General features: G+C 44.4%; 13 protein-coding genes and 1 other annotated feature. Of the genes, 4 read left to right on the top strand and 9 right to left on the bottom strand.

Going from position 1 to position 15,012, the window contains the following annotated elements; translation table 11 throughout:
• Positions 1 to 48: 48 nt before the first annotated feature.
• From BN3261_RS02950 to BN3261_RS02920, 7 genes are all read right to left on the bottom strand, one after another.
• Entirely contained in the window at positions 49 to 477 is a 429-nt protein-coding gene (locus BN3261_RS02950; RefSeq protein WP_015524321.1) for a cytidine deaminase, read from the bottom strand.
• 36 nt (positions 478 to 513) lie between these two features.
• Positions 514 to 1,305 (bottom strand): uridine phosphorylase, encoded by a 792-nt coding sequence (gene udp / locus BN3261_RS02945; protein WP_059085420.1) that lies wholly within the window; start codon positions 1,303 to 1,305, stop codon positions 514 to 516.
• 176 nt (positions 1,306 to 1,481) lie between these two features.
• Positions 1,482 to 2,081 carry an NUDIX hydrolase gene (locus BN3261_RS02940; RefSeq protein ID WP_015524319.1) on the bottom strand — a complete coding sequence of 200 codons (600 nt, stop codon included), beginning with the start codon at positions 2,079 to 2,081 and terminating at the stop codon, positions 1,482 to 1,484.
• 138 nt (positions 2,082 to 2,219) lie between these two features.
• Positions 2,220 to 3,191, bottom strand: coding sequence for a D-2-hydroxyacid dehydrogenase (locus BN3261_RS02935; RefSeq protein ID WP_110925740.1), 972 nt, complete (start codon positions 3,189 to 3,191; stop codon positions 2,220 to 2,222).
• A gap of 71 nt (positions 3,192 to 3,262) precedes the next feature.
• Entirely contained in the window at positions 3,263 to 4,408 is a 1,146-nt protein-coding gene (locus BN3261_RS02930) for an ABC transporter permease (RefSeq protein ID WP_059085419.1), read from the bottom strand.
• Positions 4,395 to 5,519: an ABC transporter permease gene (locus BN3261_RS02925; RefSeq protein ID WP_059085418.1), complete on the bottom strand. Its 1,125-nt coding sequence runs from the start codon at positions 5,517 to 5,519 to the stop codon at positions 4,395 to 4,397. Before BN3261_RS02925 ends, BN3261_RS02930 begins: the two co-directional genes overlap by 14 nt.
• A 12-nt stretch (positions 5,520 to 5,531) precedes the next feature.
• A complete protein-coding gene (locus BN3261_RS02920; RefSeq protein WP_059086850.1) occupies positions 5,532 to 6,461 on the bottom strand; it encodes an ABC transporter ATP-binding protein in 930 nt (309 codons plus the stop codon).
• A 342-nt stretch (positions 6,462 to 6,803) separates the two neighbouring features.
• Here BN3261_RS02920 and BN3261_RS02915 point away from each other — a divergent pair, with 342 nt between their 5' ends.
• The 3 genes from BN3261_RS02915 to BN3261_RS02905 all read left to right on the top strand — a co-directional run bounded on the left by BN3261_RS02915 (position 6,804) and on the right by BN3261_RS02905 (position 9,947).
• Positions 6,804 to 7,985: a sensor histidine kinase gene (locus tag BN3261_RS02915; protein ID WP_059085417.1), complete on the top strand. Its 1,182-nt coding sequence runs from the start codon at positions 6,804 to 6,806 to the stop codon at positions 7,983 to 7,985.
• 133 nt (positions 7,986 to 8,118) lie between these two features.
• Positions 8,119 to 8,739, top strand: a complete 621-nt coding sequence (locus BN3261_RS02910) for a response regulator (RefSeq protein ID WP_059085416.1) — start codon at positions 8,119 to 8,121, stop codon at positions 8,737 to 8,739.
• A gap of 65 nt (positions 8,740 to 8,804) precedes the next feature.
• Complete coding sequence (locus BN3261_RS02905; RefSeq protein WP_059085415.1) at positions 8,805 to 9,947, top strand: RluA family pseudouridine synthase; 1,143 nt, start codon at positions 8,805 to 8,807, stop codon at positions 9,945 to 9,947.
• Here BN3261_RS02905 and BN3261_RS02900 read toward each other — a convergent pair.
• The gene (locus tag BN3261_RS02900; RefSeq protein ID WP_044961660.1) at positions 9,929 to 11,335 is read right to left on the bottom strand and encodes an MATE family efflux transporter; all 1,407 of its coding nucleotides are present in this window, start codon (positions 11,333 to 11,335) and stop codon (positions 9,929 to 9,931) included. The genes BN3261_RS02905 and BN3261_RS02900 overlap by 19 nt on opposite strands.
• Before the next feature lie 309 nt (positions 11,336 to 11,644).
• Between BN3261_RS02900 and BN3261_RS02895 the strand changes: the two genes are divergently transcribed.
• Complete coding sequence (locus BN3261_RS02895; RefSeq protein WP_242872603.1) at positions 11,645 to 11,947, top strand: helix-turn-helix transcriptional regulator; 303 nt, start codon at positions 11,645 to 11,647, stop codon at positions 11,945 to 11,947.
• Positions 11,948 to 12,185: 238 nt separating this feature from the next.
• Here the strand turns inward: BN3261_RS02895 and BN3261_RS02890 are convergent, their stop codons facing one another.
• Complete coding sequence (locus BN3261_RS02890) at positions 12,186 to 12,797, bottom strand: ECF transporter S component (RefSeq protein ID WP_059085414.1); 612 nt, start codon at positions 12,795 to 12,797, stop codon at positions 12,186 to 12,188.
• Positions 12,798 to 13,262: 465 nt separating this feature from the next.
• Positions 13,263 to 14,887, bottom strand: a sequence feature (23S ribosomal RNA rRNA prediction is too short).
• Between the last annotated feature and the right edge of the window lie 125 nt (positions 14,888 to 15,012).

Raw genomic sequence — 15,012 nt, 5'->3', positions numbered from 1 at the left:
CACTGCATTCATATCGTGAAAATCTCTGCACGTATCCACATGCGCTTATCACTTCAGTTTCTTCAGATTATCCGGTCCAAATCCAAATGGCAACAGTTCCTTTAACGTAAAGATATCATATTTTTCTCTGCTGACTGCCAGTATGATCTGAAAGGTTTCCGGATCACAGAACTCCATCATAACCTGTCTGCATACTCCACAGGGTGCTGCATACTCTGTAGGAACACCATCCTTGCCGCCAACGATACAGATTGCCTGAAAGTCTCTCATGCCTTCACTGACCGCTTTGAAAAAAGCAGTTCTTTCCGCACAGTTTGTTGGAGTATAGGCAGCATTTTCTATGTTACACCCGGTATAATAGGTACCGTTTTTTGCAAGAAGTACCGCCCCTACATGAAAATGTGAGTATGGCGCATAGGAATAGTCCATCTGTCTGATCGCCAGATCGATCATTTCTTTGATCTGTTTTTCTTCCATAATTTTCCCACCTTTCCTGAATCAGGCATGTATACGTTATTCTTCTTTTTTCTGTGCCTGATCTGCACGAATCAGTTCACGGATCGCCTGTACTGCAACCTGGATTGCCTTATCGGTATCATGTACCACAGGATTATCCAAACCCAGCTTTTCTCTTTCCTGATTTGCAAGCACCAGGAAGCAGGAGCCCACACGTACTTTTAAATGGCTTGCCACTATAAAAAGAGCAGCGGATTCCATCTCCGACGCAAGACAGCCGAGACGTTTCCACGCTTCCCATTTATTCATCAGTTCATAGCTGACCGGCTTGGTTTCCGGCTCATGCTGGCCATAAAAGGAATCCTTACATTGTACCACACCTGTGTGGAATTCACATCCTTCTTTCTTTGCTCCTTCCACAAGTGCATTGATCACTTCCAGATTTGCCACTGCCGGGAATTCAATAGGTGCATACTCTTTGCTGGTGCCCTCCATGCGGATCGCGCCCGTTGCAACAACAATATCACCACTTTTTACCTCCGGCTGCATTCCACCGCAAGTTCCGATGCGTACAAATGTGTCAGCCCCGCACCGATAAAGCTCTTCCATTGCGATAGAAGCGGACGGTCCGCCAATTCCGGTAGATGTCACACTTACCTTCACTCCGTCCAGTGTTCCGGTGTATGTTACGTATTCCCGGTTATCTGCTACCAAAACCGGATCATCAAAATACTGTGCGATCTTTTTGCAGCGTTTCGGATCTCCCGGTAAAATAACGTAACGTCCCACTTCTCCTTTTGCTACCTGAATGTGATACTGTCTGTCCGCATCCTCTGAATAATTTTTCATGTTTGTTTCCCCCTTTCTCAGCTAACAGTTTACCTATTCCTTATGAATAAAAAAAAGACTGCATTTTCATACAATCCAGTCCTTTATTCTTTTATTTTAACCTTGCTTCCCGTCGATCCCTGCAAAACTGTATTGTCTTACATTACAGTCAGATTTTCGTATTTGCTCAGTCAATGTCAAACCTCTTTTGTCTTTATCCCATTATAACATAGATTCATTTTCTTCAAAAGCTTAATATAAACATGTTCCACAAACCACGGTTCTGTTGATCTCATCAATGCTTCTTCCGGTGAAAACCAGGCTACACCGCTGTTTTCATCTGCTTTTATGGAAACAGCCTCTTCTGAATCTGCCTCAAGGAGATATGTTAGGTTAAAGTGCAGATGGCTGGATACATATTTTCCTTTTTTCACATGGCCGTCTACAGTCAGGGATTCCAGGGAAAAAATCTCTTCTGACACCGGACGAACATTGGAAATCCCTGCCTCTTCTTTTACTTCTCTGACAGCAACGGATAGTAAATCCGTCTCTCCATCTGCATGTCCTCCAAGCCAGGACCAGGAATTGTATATGTTGTGATATACCATAAGGACTTTCGTCCGTTCTCTGTTTACTACCCAGGCAGAAGCTGTCATATGGGCTACTGCATTTTCCCTGGAAAAAGCATTCTCATTATTTCTGATCCAGTCCAGGATCAGGATTTTATCTTTTTCTTCCTGCTCATTATATGGCTTGTATTTTTCTATCTGATCAATCAGTTTCTGACGTGTTATCATTATGCACTCTGTCTCTTTCTTAAATATCCATAAATGTATTTTTAGTCAAGCGGATAAAAGCATCCGCTTCGCTACTTGCTCATAACCGAATAACTGCTTCACAGTTTATCAGAAGGAGCTTGTAACTATCTTTTTTATTTAATACCCATCCTTTAACCGGACAATATTTTTTAATTTTTTTCCATTCAGATATCGTTCCAGATTTTCCATGCAGATGTTCCAGATCATATCCTGAACTTCAGCGTTTCCACCGAAACTCGGGCCTGCAATGTGTGGAGTGATAAGGACGTTTTCCATATTCCAAAGAGGTGATGTCTCCGGCAATGGTTCTGTTTCAAATACATCCAGGACCGTTCCTTTTAAGTGGCCTTCCTCCAGTACTCTGATCAGGTCTTCTGTTGGAATGAGGCTTCCTCTTCCTACATTAACCAGAATTGCATCTTTTTTCATGGAATACAGCCGTTCGTAATTCAAAATGCCTTTTGTTTCCGGTGTTCCCGGGAGACAGCCGATCACAATGTCCGCTTTCTGAAGCTGCTGATCCAGCGCTGTCAGATCATATACCTCATCAAACTCTTTCATCTGCTGCAAATGCTCCGGGACTGCAGTTCTTTTTATTCCAGTCACATGCGTTTCAAACGCTTTCATTCTATGGGCAATATTTCTTCCTATATCCCCGGTTCCCAGGATGAGAATGTTTTTTCCATATATGGTTTCTGATGATCGATTCTGTACCCAGAGGTGTTTCTGTTTGTTCTTCCAGTAGTTCGGAAGTTCACGGTACAGCGCAAGGATATTCCCGATCACATATTCTGATATGATCTTTCCAAAAGCGCCGGAAGCATTGGTTAATGTAACTCCTGTCGGGAATGCTTTCATTTTTGTATATTTGTCCGCACCGGCCCAGGTCAGCTGGATCCATCGAAGATTTTCTGCTTTCAGGATTTCTTCTTCCTCTGGCTCTCCGATCACTACTTCTGCTGCTGCGATCGCATCCTCAGTTTCTTTGCCCTGAAATGTAAATTCGCACTGATCTCCGAATTTTGTTGCAAACTGATTTTGAATTTCTGCATTACATTGTGGTTTTAGTAAAACTTGTATTTTTTTCATGTTTTTCTCCGCAAATCATCTTTATCAGCTATATCCTACCATAATTAACAGCCATCTGCTATTATTTTCTGTTATTTCTGCCGCTGATACCTGGTCACTGCCAGGATCATGCAGACAAAAACTACCGCAAACATAGCTTCCAGTCCAATGCCTTTCCACACCGATACAGCTGCCTCACCTGTTAGGTGGCTATAACTTCCAAGAGTCTCATTTACGTTTTCATACCAGTACACAGGAAGAAACTGAGACACCTTCAGGACGTTTCTGTCCATAATATTCATGGGAACAAACACACCACACAGAAAGCACATTCCAAGAGACAGGATATTTGCGATCCCGCTTAACATGTTACTGTTTTTTACAAAAAGAACGATCAGATAGGAAAGTGAAAGTGCCACTGCCATCATTACCAGAGTGTTCAGTACATAGTATCCGAAATTTTCTGAACCGAGAAATATTTTTCCATACATAAGGATGGCTCCAGCCATACCGATTCCCCATAAGCCCCCGCCCATGATAAACATGGCCAGAAGCCCTTCCAGACTCTGTCGTCTTGCAGAGATCACAGATGCCTGCATTCTCTTTGGTATATCGTCTTTTTTGAAAGCCATCAGAACATATCCCATCACATAGCAAAGTAATGCAAGAAACAGATATGGAATATATCGGAAATAATAGAGCCATCCGGACGTACCACTGTTTTCATCTGTATCCAGCATGGTGACTTCTCCTCTTTTTTTATCCAGGATCGCTGTTGCCGCTTCCTTCTGGGAAAAACCGGCTTTCAGATATGTCCGCATTGTATTCAGGCAGCTCTCAAGCTGCTGATCCACATAATATACCGAATAAGATCCGGGCACCTTGGTCACAGAAATACTTTCGCCGTTTACCATACAGTTCTCATAAAAATCCTCAGGAATCACCACGATGTATTCTACATTTCTGTAAAAAAGCTCTTCCTGAAGCTTCTCCCTGTTATCCTCCAGCATGGTCACGTGATGCGTACCTTCAAGCCATTTTACCAGTCCTTCTGCAAGTGGTCCGTTGTCTTTATCCACCACTCCGATCTTTATTTTTTCGCTTTCATAGCTGGTATAAGTTTCCTTACCGGCCGCTGCCTGAAGTGCCATTGTCACTCCGAAAAAAATGCCCAGATACAGGAGGATCAGACCTGTATTTTTTTTCATGATCCTCATATAGCCTTTAAATACTGTCATAACGTTCCCTCCTGACCATGAAAAAGGATGCCATCACCAGCACCACGCACATTACCGCCAGTGTGATCAGATTTCTATAGTATCTGGTCATATCATCATATACATTGATACAGTAAAACGCATCTGAGATCAGTGATGCAGGATTGATCCGGTTCACAAACGGAACACTTTTTTCCACGATATCCTTCATATTTCCGTTCATCAGTCCGGCAAGAAAGCTGCTTACCATAGAGATTCCAAGCATGAGCCCGATTCTGACGCCTTCCTGCATTTTTCCGAAGCTGCCTATAAACATTCCCATAGATACACCGATGAGACTTCCGAAAAAAGATACCACCAGCATTTTTCCCATCTGTCCCTGAAAATCCAGATTGAGAATATACCGGAGATACAGGATCAGAATGATCACGTCCACATAGCCCAGAGCAAAAGATGTCAGCTGGTCTGTAAGGATCAGCTTCAGCTTGTGGGTCGGCGTTACACACCGTCTGGCTGCCAGAGGTGTGATATTGGCCTGGATCCCGATCGCAGAGCCAAATCCGATAAAGCATCCATACAGGCAGGCCATGGCGATCAGTGCGTAAAAGAACTGCACATTTCCGTCAATGGTCCGGCCACCAAGAGAGACTTCCCTTACCAGGCTGTCGGAACTTAACAAGGATTTCATGGTTTCCATATCCATCTGCGGATTTTTTTTCATGATATTGGTGATGGTCGTTCTGGTGTTTTCGCAGCTGTCGAGAACTGTCTGAAGGATACTTTCTTCTATTCCGATTCCTGCTACTGTAAGGGAAGGCTCTTTTCCCACATAATAAATCCCTTCTACTTTTTTATCCTGCAGTGCTTCCAGCGCTTCCTTTTCCGACATTTCTTCTGCTTTTAAAAGATCCGGACTGCTTTTTTCCACTTCATCCAGATAGGTCATAAAAAACGTATCCGCAGAAGCTTCCTTCACCACTGCCACCGGGACCGTCTGAAAATCTGCTTCATTGATATTTCCGAATGCAAAATAGAAAAAAGTTCCAAGCACAAGCGGAAAGACCAGCGGCCAGAATACAATGTTAAAATTCCGGATCTTGGAAAGAAAACTGTATTTCAGTAAATGCAACATCTCCCATCCCTCCTAATCTCTCAGCTGTTTTCCGGTGATCTCCAGAAAGACATCATTTAATGTAGGCAGTTCGGAAAAGACTCTTCCAAAAGAAATATCCTGGCTTTGCAGATAATTAAGAAGACGGATCAGGTTATGCTTCGCATCGGTACAGCGCACGACCAGCACCTGTTTTTCATACTGCACATCAAACACATGCTCCAGTGTGCGGATATCCCGGAGATTTTTTTCTTCCAGGGCAATGGCTTCTACGGTGATGGTCTCTCCTGTTTTGATCATCTGCTTCAATTCTTCCTTTGTTCCCTGAGCGATGACTCTTCCGTGATCCATGATGGCGATCCTGGTACAGATCTGCTCCACCTCTTCCATGTAATGGGATGTGTAGATAATGGTGGAGCCCTGGTGGTTCAGCGTCTGGATCCCTTCCAGGATCTTGTTTCTGCTCTGTGGGTCTACAGCTACCGTCGGCTCATCCATAATGATCAGTCTCGGCTTGTGGGCGATCCCGCAGGCAATGTTCAATCTTCGTAAAAGGCCTCCGGAAAGCTTCTTCGGGTACATTTTGCGGAAATCTTCAAGACCTGTAAATTCAATGGCATCCTCCACCAGCTCTTTTCTCCGTTTCCTGTCCCGTATGTAAAGGCCGCAGAAATAATCGATATTTTCCTGCACTGTCAGCTCATCAAAAACGGCTACATTCTGAAGCACGATCCCAATCTGTTCCTTGAGCTTATAGCTGTCCGGCTTCATCTCTTCTCCGAATATCTTTATTTCACCTCTGTCATATTTCAGAAGTGACAAAAGGCAGCTGATGGCCGTTGTCTTTCCCGAGCCGTTGGGACCAAGTAATCCGAAGATCTCACCCTCCCGGATATCCAGTTCCAGATGATTCAGTGCGGTAAGATCACCATATCGTTTTACCAGATTTTCTATGTGGACCATACTCTGTGGCATATGTTTTCCTCCTTTTTTACAGTCCGTTAAGCAGGACTTTTATGCCTTTTTCGCAGAAATTCATATTTCTTCTATGATGCCATTATATCCTTTTCTTCTGTCTGCTCCAAGTGTTGAATGTCACCACCTGCGAATGACAAATGTCATGTCTTTTTCAGAAAGATAGATTTTTCTTTGCAGGGAAGGAACCGGTATATTATAATAAAGGCACATTGATTTCAGAAATTTGTGCAGCAAAAGGGGTTCTCCCGGAACAGGATATGATAATTTTAGCCGGTTATCTGCCTGACTTTCGGAAAATGCTGTAGTAGAAAGGAGGGTATATTTTTTATGCGTTATTTTACAGATTCCATACTATTGCTTTTATACAGTACTTTAACATTTTTTTATGTGCCTGCAGATCAGGCTCTTGTGTTTGCCCTCCTTTTTGCGGTGATCCTTTGCTGCATTACTTATCTGTGCAGGGTATGTAAAACAGAATCCTGTTCACACAATTCTTTGCCAGTATTGAAACCCGCCGGAAATATCATTCCGGTTCTTGCAGGAAGCTATGTGATCTTTGGATTATGTTCCCTGTGGTTTTCGGATTTTCTTCTGTTTTTCCCGCTGCTTCTGTATCAGACCTTATCTGCCGGGCTTTTTCCTCTGGCAGTGGCTGAGCTTCCACTTTGGGGATTTCTGGTTTTTCAGATCAATAGATTTCCGGCAGTTCTTTGTCTGCTTGGGATTTTTGGTTTCGTTCTCTCATTTTTTCTCTGGCTCTATGCCGGAAAATATCAGGCTCTTTACCAGGATTTTCATCAAATCCGGGATGACAGTGAGGAACATACGCTTCTTCTTTCTGAAAAAAACAAGGCACTTCTGGAAAAACAGGATTACGAAATTTATGCTGCTACATTGCGCGAGCGAAACAGAATTGCCAGAGAGATCCATGATAATGTGGGACATGTACTATCCCGTTCTATCCTTATGACTGCTGCCTGCAAAACCATCAACAAAAATGATTCTCTTGATCCTCTGCTTGGAAATCTGGAAGAATCCCTGAACGGTGCTATGAACAGCATCCGTTCCAGTGTACATGATCTTCATGACGATGCGATAAATCTGGAAGATGCCATAAAAGGACTTGTAAAGGATTTCACCTTCTGCCCGGTGAATCTTACTTATGATATGTCCAGGCAGATTCCAAGAGAGGTGAAATACAGTCTGATCAGTATTACAAAGGAAGGGCTTTCCAATGTGATGCGGCATAGTAATGCGGATTCTGTGGATATTCTTCTGCGGGAGCATCCTGCACTTTATCAATTGTGCATTGAGGATAATGGGACACCGGAAAATGGAATTCCGGATATTCAAACTGGATCAGACAGCAATAAGGCCAAAAATATTTCCGGTGGTATGGGACTGTCCAATATCCGTGACCGTGCAAAGGCGCTGGGCGGTACAGTCCAGATTACGCAGGAGAATGGTTTTCGGATCTTTGTGACGATCCCGAAATCTGTTTCTAATTGAATCAGACAGATATTTCTCACTTTGCCGGAAACCTTCCTGATTTGATCAAAGTACTTTCCCGGCATATTGGATCCGTCTGTTTTTTCTGATCTGTAAATTTACTTTTTATAACTCATAAACAGGAGATTTTGACATGAAAATTATAATCGTAGACGACGACTGCCTGGTTGCAGGAGCACTAAAAACCATTCTTGAAGCAAACCCGGATATCGAAGTGACTGCCACCGGCTCTGATGGTGAAGAAGCCTGCTCTCTGTACAGAGAGTATCTTCCGGATATTCTTCTGATGGATATCCGTATGAAAGGAATGGACGGACTGGAAGCTTCCAGAAAGATCCTGGGCGGATTTCCGGAGGCAAAAATTCTTCTTCTGACTACTTTTTCCGATGATGAATATATTGTAAAAGCCCTCCGCCTCGGCACAAAGGGTTATCTTCTGAAGCAGGATCATACCAGCATTCTTCCGGCTCTTCAGGCGGTTTACTCCGGCCAGACCGTGTTCGGCACAGAGATCATATCCAAAATCCCTGAACTCCTACAGTCCTCCGACGGATTTGATTATGCTTCCAGAAACATCAGCGAACGGGAGCTGGATATCATCCGGCTGATCGCCAACGGATACAGCAATAAGGAGATTGCCACAGAACTTTTTCTCAGTGAGGGAACGGTACGAAATTATCTCAGTTCCATTCTGGATAAACTGCAGCTGAGGGATCGGACTCAAGTTGCTGTTTTTTATTATCAGCATAAGTAAAAATCTCCTGCATCCAAATTCCTGTAAATATTTATTAATTTAATAGAATCGGAGGATTCCTCACAATGAACCGCTATCTTACTATCTATATCCCGAAAACAGCTGTTCCGGCACCTGTCTCCCGCTTTCTTCGCACGCAGGCAGGTCTTACAAAAAAGCAGATCAGCCAGGCGAAGTTTCGTCCCGGTGGTATCCGGAAAAACGGACAGCAGTGCCGGGTAACGGAAACCGCTTATCCCGGGGATCAGATCATAGTATGCCTGGAAGCGGACGATGTGGATTCTACCCAGCTGGAATCTTCATCCTTTACTGTCAATTTGTCCAATCACCATTTCCAGTTCTCCGCAGACGCAATTTCATATTCTGATTCCGCAGCTTCAGAATTTGCAGGTTCTGATGTCAATTCTCACATTTATCATTCACTGGCTGCAACGTCACAGTTTCTTCCTGAGTTGGCGATCATATACGAAGACCAGGATATCCTCGCCATAAATAAACCTGCCGGGATTGTCACTCATCCTTCCGGTTCTCACTACAGTGACAGTCTCGCCAACCAGGTGGCTTCCTATTTCCGTTCCAAAGGAGAGCCTACCAAAGTCCGGTCTATCGGACGATTGGATAAAGAAACCTCCGGTATCCTGCTCTTTGCCAGGAACCAGACTGCTGCCGCCAGATTACAGAACCAGCGTGAAGAAGGGATTTCAGAGAAAACCTATCTGGCTGCAGTTTCCGGTTTCATGCCTGTGGATGAAAATGGAGCTTTTCACAGGATCTCCGTTCCCCTTGCACCTGACCCGGATAACCGTCTGAAAATGGTCGTATCCACAGATGGCACGCTTCCCGGAAGCAAACATGCAGAAACCCTTTATTCTGTTCTGAAATCTACCGGCCCTGACGCAGCAGCTCCGTCTTCTCTTGTAATGCTCCGTCTGAAAACCGGCCGTACCCATCAGATCCGTGTACACATGGCATCTCTCGGGCATCCTCTTCTGGGTGATTCTCTGTACTGTTTATCGGACATATCGAATCCGTTTTCCCGGGCTGCACTCCACGCATGGAAGCTTAAATTTCAACTTCCATTTTCAATTGATGAATCTGCTTCCGACACCCGGGCTTCCATGCATCATGACAAAAATGACAAAAAAGAAATCTCCCTGGAAGCACCCCTCCCGGAAGATTTCAAAAAATTCTATGAAACGATATTCTGAAGCCATACGCCTTTTTTTACAAGGATAAATCCAATGACACATTTCATCATATCCGCTGCCTGGACCATTGCGTAGATCACAAGTACAGGCAGACCTGTAAAACGGCTTAAGGTAAATGCGATCGTTACACTTACCACCCAGATAAACACACTGTCAAACAGAAATGTAACGATGGTCTTTCCACCGGAACGCAAAGTAAAATATGTTGCATGCAGGAATGCATTCTGCGGCATGAAAAATGCTGTGAGCATAATAAAATATTTCGCCAGAGTACGTGCCTCAGTATTGGTATTGTAAAGCCTTGGAAACAGTGGTGCCATTACAAACATCACAGCTGCCACGCAGGTACAGCAGAACACAGAAAATGCGATCATCTTGTTGTCCGTATCTCTGGCTTCCTTCATCTTACCTGCCCCCAGAAGCTGTCCTACAACAATGGCTACCGAATCTCCAAGTGCGATAAATACGATATTAAATACATTGTTGATGGTATTGGAAATATTTAATCCCGCAACCACGTTCAGTCCACGAACTGAATAACACTGTGTCAGCATGGCCACTCCGGCTGCCCATAAAGTCTCATTCAGAAGCAGCGGGGTTCCCTTAATAAGTATCTTCTTTGTCAGGTTCGCCGGAACCTTTAATGTTGAATACAGACCCTGTGCAAAAATATTCTTTTCTGTATGCTTATGTGTCCAGCTCAGGACAATGCAGGCTTCCACATATCTGGAGAGTACTGTGGCAACAGCCGCACCTCTTACTCCCATTTCCGGGAATCCAAATTTACCATAGATCAGAAGATAATTAAATATCAGATTGATCAGCACAGCCACGATCCCGGCCTTCATGGGAAGTACGGTCTCACCACATTCACGTAAGGTACTTGCATAGACCTGCACCATCATAAATGGCGGAAGTCCCAGAAGCATGATCCATAAATACTGTTTCCCATAAATAAGAGTATCCCTGATCTCCTGTGCGGTTCCGTCACCTTTTAAATACATGCTGATCAGTGAACCCCCAGCTGTCAGAAACAGTATAATGGTGATCGCTGTCAGAATCACTGCCATCCACAGTTTATAACGAAGTGTCTGGCGGACACCCTCATGATCCTTCTGTCCGAAATACTGTGCTGTAAAAATTCCCGCTCCGGACACCCCGCCGAAAATACATAGATTATATACAAAAATCAGCTGATTGACGATCGCCGCTCCAGACATCTGTTCGGTACCGATACGACCGATCATAATATTGTCCAGAAGACTGACAAAATTTGTGATCCCGTTCTGTACCATGATCGGTACTGCAATAGACAGGACCATCAGATAAAACCTCTTATCTCCTACGAACTTTCGGAAAAAAGAAGATTTCTCTTTTACCTTCTCCATAAATTCTTCCCCCTTGTTTTTCGTTTTCCTTCATCCAAAATTCTCCACAAAAAGAAGACTGCCCACCCGAAACAGTCTTCCCTTTCGTAAGCGTTGTAGCTACTACCTTACTACAAACTTCTTTTATTTTCAATAGTCTTTATAACGATAAATCTCCGCTTTTTTTGTATCTTTTTACTCCACCATACGACTCTCGTCTGCAATATCCTGATCTTTGAACTTTTGTTCCAGCTGTGTCACAATTTCAGTGTCAAAGTTTTTCAAAGTGATCTAAGCCGGCTGAAAAAAGATCTGGACCGGCTGAATCTGGTGCTGAATTATATTTCTGAGAATTACAAACGGCCTATTTCTCTGGATGAGATTGCAGGTGTTGCTTATCTCCAGACTGGATATTTCTGCCGTTTTTTCAAGAAAAAGATGGGGGGTACATTTCTGGAATATCAGAATGAATACAGACTTTCTTTTATCTACAAAGATCTGATCAATACGAAAGACCCCGTGCATGTGATCCTGGAACGCCATGGATTCACCAATTATAAGCTGTTTCGACGGATGTTCCAGGAGCACTTCGGGTGCACACCTACGAAGGTGCGGGAGAATATGCGGAAATAACAGTACCTTCTCTTACACCATCCAGTCTTCCCGCAAATACGAAGGAAAGTACCGCAGCAATCACTGCCATGGATACGTCAAAACAGATCCTGGTTATTCCGAAATTTGTTTTCTATGTGAGGATAACCATATAAAAAATGATCCTATACACGCATAAAAAACAGCGAAATGAATTTTAACTTCCATTTCGCTGTCTTGTGTTATTTCTTGTTTTCTATTATTTTTTTAGTATGTCGTTTTACGCAACCTGATTTTTGTTGTTGGTAACTGTGATCAGATGACTTTTGATCAGTACCGGACGTACTGCATTATAGATGATCGCTACCAGAATTACAGATACAACTGCATTGATAAAGGTTGCCGCCGCACTCATTTTTGCAAGTGCCTGTGCCAGTTCCTGTGGCTGTCCCAAAATGTACTGTTTGTAGAAATATCCTACGATAGGATCTGCAATTACGTTAAATGCAAGTCCTGCAACAGATGCGATCACACTCCATTTGAAAACATATTTTTTATCTGTACTCTCATTGATCTTTGCAACCTTGTGTGCCACAAGACCTACGATCAGACCGATACAGAATTTCAGTATAAAGGTTTTCGGTGCGCCTGTGATATAAACAGGGTCCATGATATCTGCAATTCCCATTCCGATAGCTCCGGCAAGTCCGCCATATACGCCACCCAGAAGCAGTGCTGCAAGTACGCAGAAAGCATTTCCGATATGAATGGATGTTGCGTCTCCGCCCGGCACCGGGATCTTGATCTGCAGAAATGTGAAGGATACATAACATAAAGCTGCTAATAACGCAGTTTCTGCAAGTTTAACTACTGTGTTGTTCTGTGTGTTCATAATAATTCCCCTCTCGTTTCGTTATTACCTTTGTTATTACTTTAATGTATGATTGTATTAATGTAGGAATGTAATAACTTGGATGTTATAGTACCGCTTGTTTGGGTATATTACAAGGGGCAATTTTTATGTTTTTTTAGGGGACAGTTTTTATGGGTAATAAAAAAGTGGCTGTTTAAGCCACTCTTTCATGATTGTATATTCAAAACTACATACATGTTCTGTTGATGATCGTTAATCTTTTTTGAATCAATTTTAACCTGCGTACCGATTCACCTTTTTTCACGGGCTCGCAGCTAAAACTGCATCGCCTGTTCTTTTGGCTACTCCAGCGGGGGTCATCTCGCAACTCCGTTGCTCGATGTCATTTGCTTCGCAAATGTCCAGTCTGTACCATAAATGGTTCTCCACAAACAAGCTTGTTCCGCCCCATTTCTGTTACATCCTGCCCGCTTCCTCGGCTTGTTGGTCAAGCCCTCACCCGATTAGTAACAGTCAGCTCCATGTGTTACCACACTTCCACCTCTGCCCTATCTACCTCGTCGTCTTCAAGGGGGTTTACTTCATAAGAATGGGATATCTCATCTTGAGGGGGGCTTCACGCTTAGATGCCTTCAGCGTTTATCCCTTCCGGACTTGGCTACCCGGCCATGGCTTTGGCAAGCCAACCANTATCAACCTGTTGTCCATCGGCTACGGCTCTCGCCCTCACCTTAGGTCCCGACTCACCCAGGGCAGATCAGCTTTACCCTGGAAACCTTGGATATTCGGCCTAGAGGATTCCCACCTCTATCTCGCTACTCATTCCGGCATTCTCTCTTCCATGCAGTCCACAGCTCCTTCCGGTACTGCTTCTTCCCGCATGCAATGCTCCTCTACCAATCTTTTCAGATTCCTTAGTTTCGGTGGCGCGTTTCAGCCCCGGACATTTTCGGCGCAGGACCTCTCGACCAGTGAGCTATTACGCACTCTTTGAATGTATGGCTGCTTCTGAGCCAACATCCTGGTTGTCTTCGAAATCCCACATCCTTTTCCACTTAACGCGCACTTTGGGACCTTAACTGTAGGTCTGGGCTCTTTCCCTTTTGACCGCCCAACTTATCTCGTGCGGTCTGACTCCCGGTGATATCTACACGGCATTCGGAGTTTGATATTCTTCGGTAGGCTTTGACGCCCCCTAGGAAATTCAGTGCTCTACCTCCGCAAGACTCACACCGAGGCTAGCCCTAAAGCTATTTCGAGGAGAACCAGCTATCTCCGGGTTCGATTGGAATTTCTCCCCTATCCACACCTCATCCCCACCCTTTTCAACGGATGTGGGTTCGGTCCTCCACTACCTCTTACGGCAGCTTCAACCTGGACATGGATAGATCACCCGGTTTCGGGTCTACTCCTACTGACTCTGGCCCTATTAAGACTTGGTTTCCCTACGGCTCCACACCTGAAGTGCTTAACCTTGCCAGTAAGCGTAACTCGCCGGACCGTTCTACAAAAAGTACGCGGTCGTACATATAAAGTACTTCCACAGCTTGTAGACACAGGGTTTCAGGTTCTCTTTCACTCCCCTCCCGGGGTCCTTTTCACCTTTCCTTCACAGTACTATGCGCTATCGGTCACTAAGTAGTATTTAGCCTTAGGGGGTGGTCCCCCTTACTTCCCACAAGGTTCCTCGTGTCTCGTGGTACTCCGGATCCTGCTCAGTCAGCTCTGCTTTCACGTACGGGGCTTTCACCCTCTCCGGCCGGCTTTCCCAAAACCGTTCTGTTAACTTCGCTGAATCTTAAATGCAGTCCATGACCCCGGCATGCACGCACACCGGTTTAGGCTCCTCCGCGTTCGCTCGCCGCTACTTACGGAATCGATGTTTCTTTCTTTTCCTCCGGGTACTTAGATGTTTCAGTTCCCCGGGTTCCCCTCCATACGTTATGGATTGGCGTATGGATGCATGAGGTCTGCTCATGCGGGTTTCCCCATTCAGACATCTCCGGATCACGGGATATTTGCTCCTCCCCGAAGCTTTTCGCAGCTTATCACGTCTTTCATCGGCTCTTAGTGCCAAGGCATCCGCCCTGTGCCCTTATTGCTTGACCTTTCGCTTCATCACCCTAGCGTAGGTGATGCGGTCTCTTGATTCTCGTGTTACTACAGTAAGTGCTTTCTTCTCACGAAGTTTACACTCACGTTCGTAACGTATGTGTTTGATTACTCTGTTCAT

The organism is Blautia massiliensis (ex Durand et al. 2017), assembly GCF_001487165.1.
Taxonomy (GTDB): domain Bacteria; phylum Bacillota; class Clostridia; order Lachnospirales; family Lachnospiraceae; genus Blautia_A; species Blautia_A fusiformis.
The sequence above is the reverse complement of the archived record's forward strand: the minus strand, read 5'-3'. Positions and strand labels throughout refer to the sequence as shown.

Coding starts and splice junctions, on each gene's coding strand:
- BN3261_RS02950 (WP_015524321.1), bottom strand. CDS start 477: ATGGAAGAAAAACAGATCAAAGAAATGATCGATCTGGCGATCAGACAG.
- udp (WP_059085420.1), bottom strand. CDS start 1,305: ATGAAAAATTATTCAGAGGATGCGGACAGACAGTATCACATTCAGGTA.
- BN3261_RS02940 (WP_015524319.1), bottom strand. CDS start 2,081: ATGATAACACGTCAGAAACTGATTGATCAGATAGAAAAATACAAGCCA.
- BN3261_RS02925 (WP_059085418.1), bottom strand. CDS start 5,519: ATGTTGCATTTACTGAAATACAGTTTTCTTTCCAAGATCCGGAATTTT.
- BN3261_RS02900 (WP_044961660.1), bottom strand. CDS start 11,335: ATGGAGAAGGTAAAAGAGAAATCTTCTTTTTTCCGAAAGTTCGTAGGA.
- BN3261_RS02905 (WP_059085415.1), top strand. CDS start 8,805: ATGAACCGCTATCTTACTATCTATATCCCGAAAACAGCTGTTCCGGCA.
- BN3261_RS02930 (WP_059085419.1), bottom strand. CDS start 4,408: ATGACAGTATTTAAAGGCTATATGAGGATCATGAAAAAAAATACAGGT.
- BN3261_RS02935 (WP_110925740.1), bottom strand. CDS start 3,191: ATGAAAAAAATACAAGTTTTACTAAAACCACAATGTAATGCAGAAATT.
- BN3261_RS02920 (WP_059086850.1), bottom strand. CDS start 6,461: ATGGTCCACATAGAAAATCTGGTAAAACGATATGGTGATCTTACCGCA.
- BN3261_RS02890 (WP_059085414.1), bottom strand. CDS start 12,797: ATGAACACACAGAACAACACAGTAGTTAAACTTGCAGAAACTGCGTTA.
- BN3261_RS02910 (WP_059085416.1), top strand. CDS start 8,119: ATGAAAATTATAATCGTAGACGACGACTGCCTGGTTGCAGGAGCACTA.
- BN3261_RS02915 (WP_059085417.1), top strand. CDS start 6,804: ATGCGTTATTTTACAGATTCCATACTATTGCTTTTATACAGTACTTTA.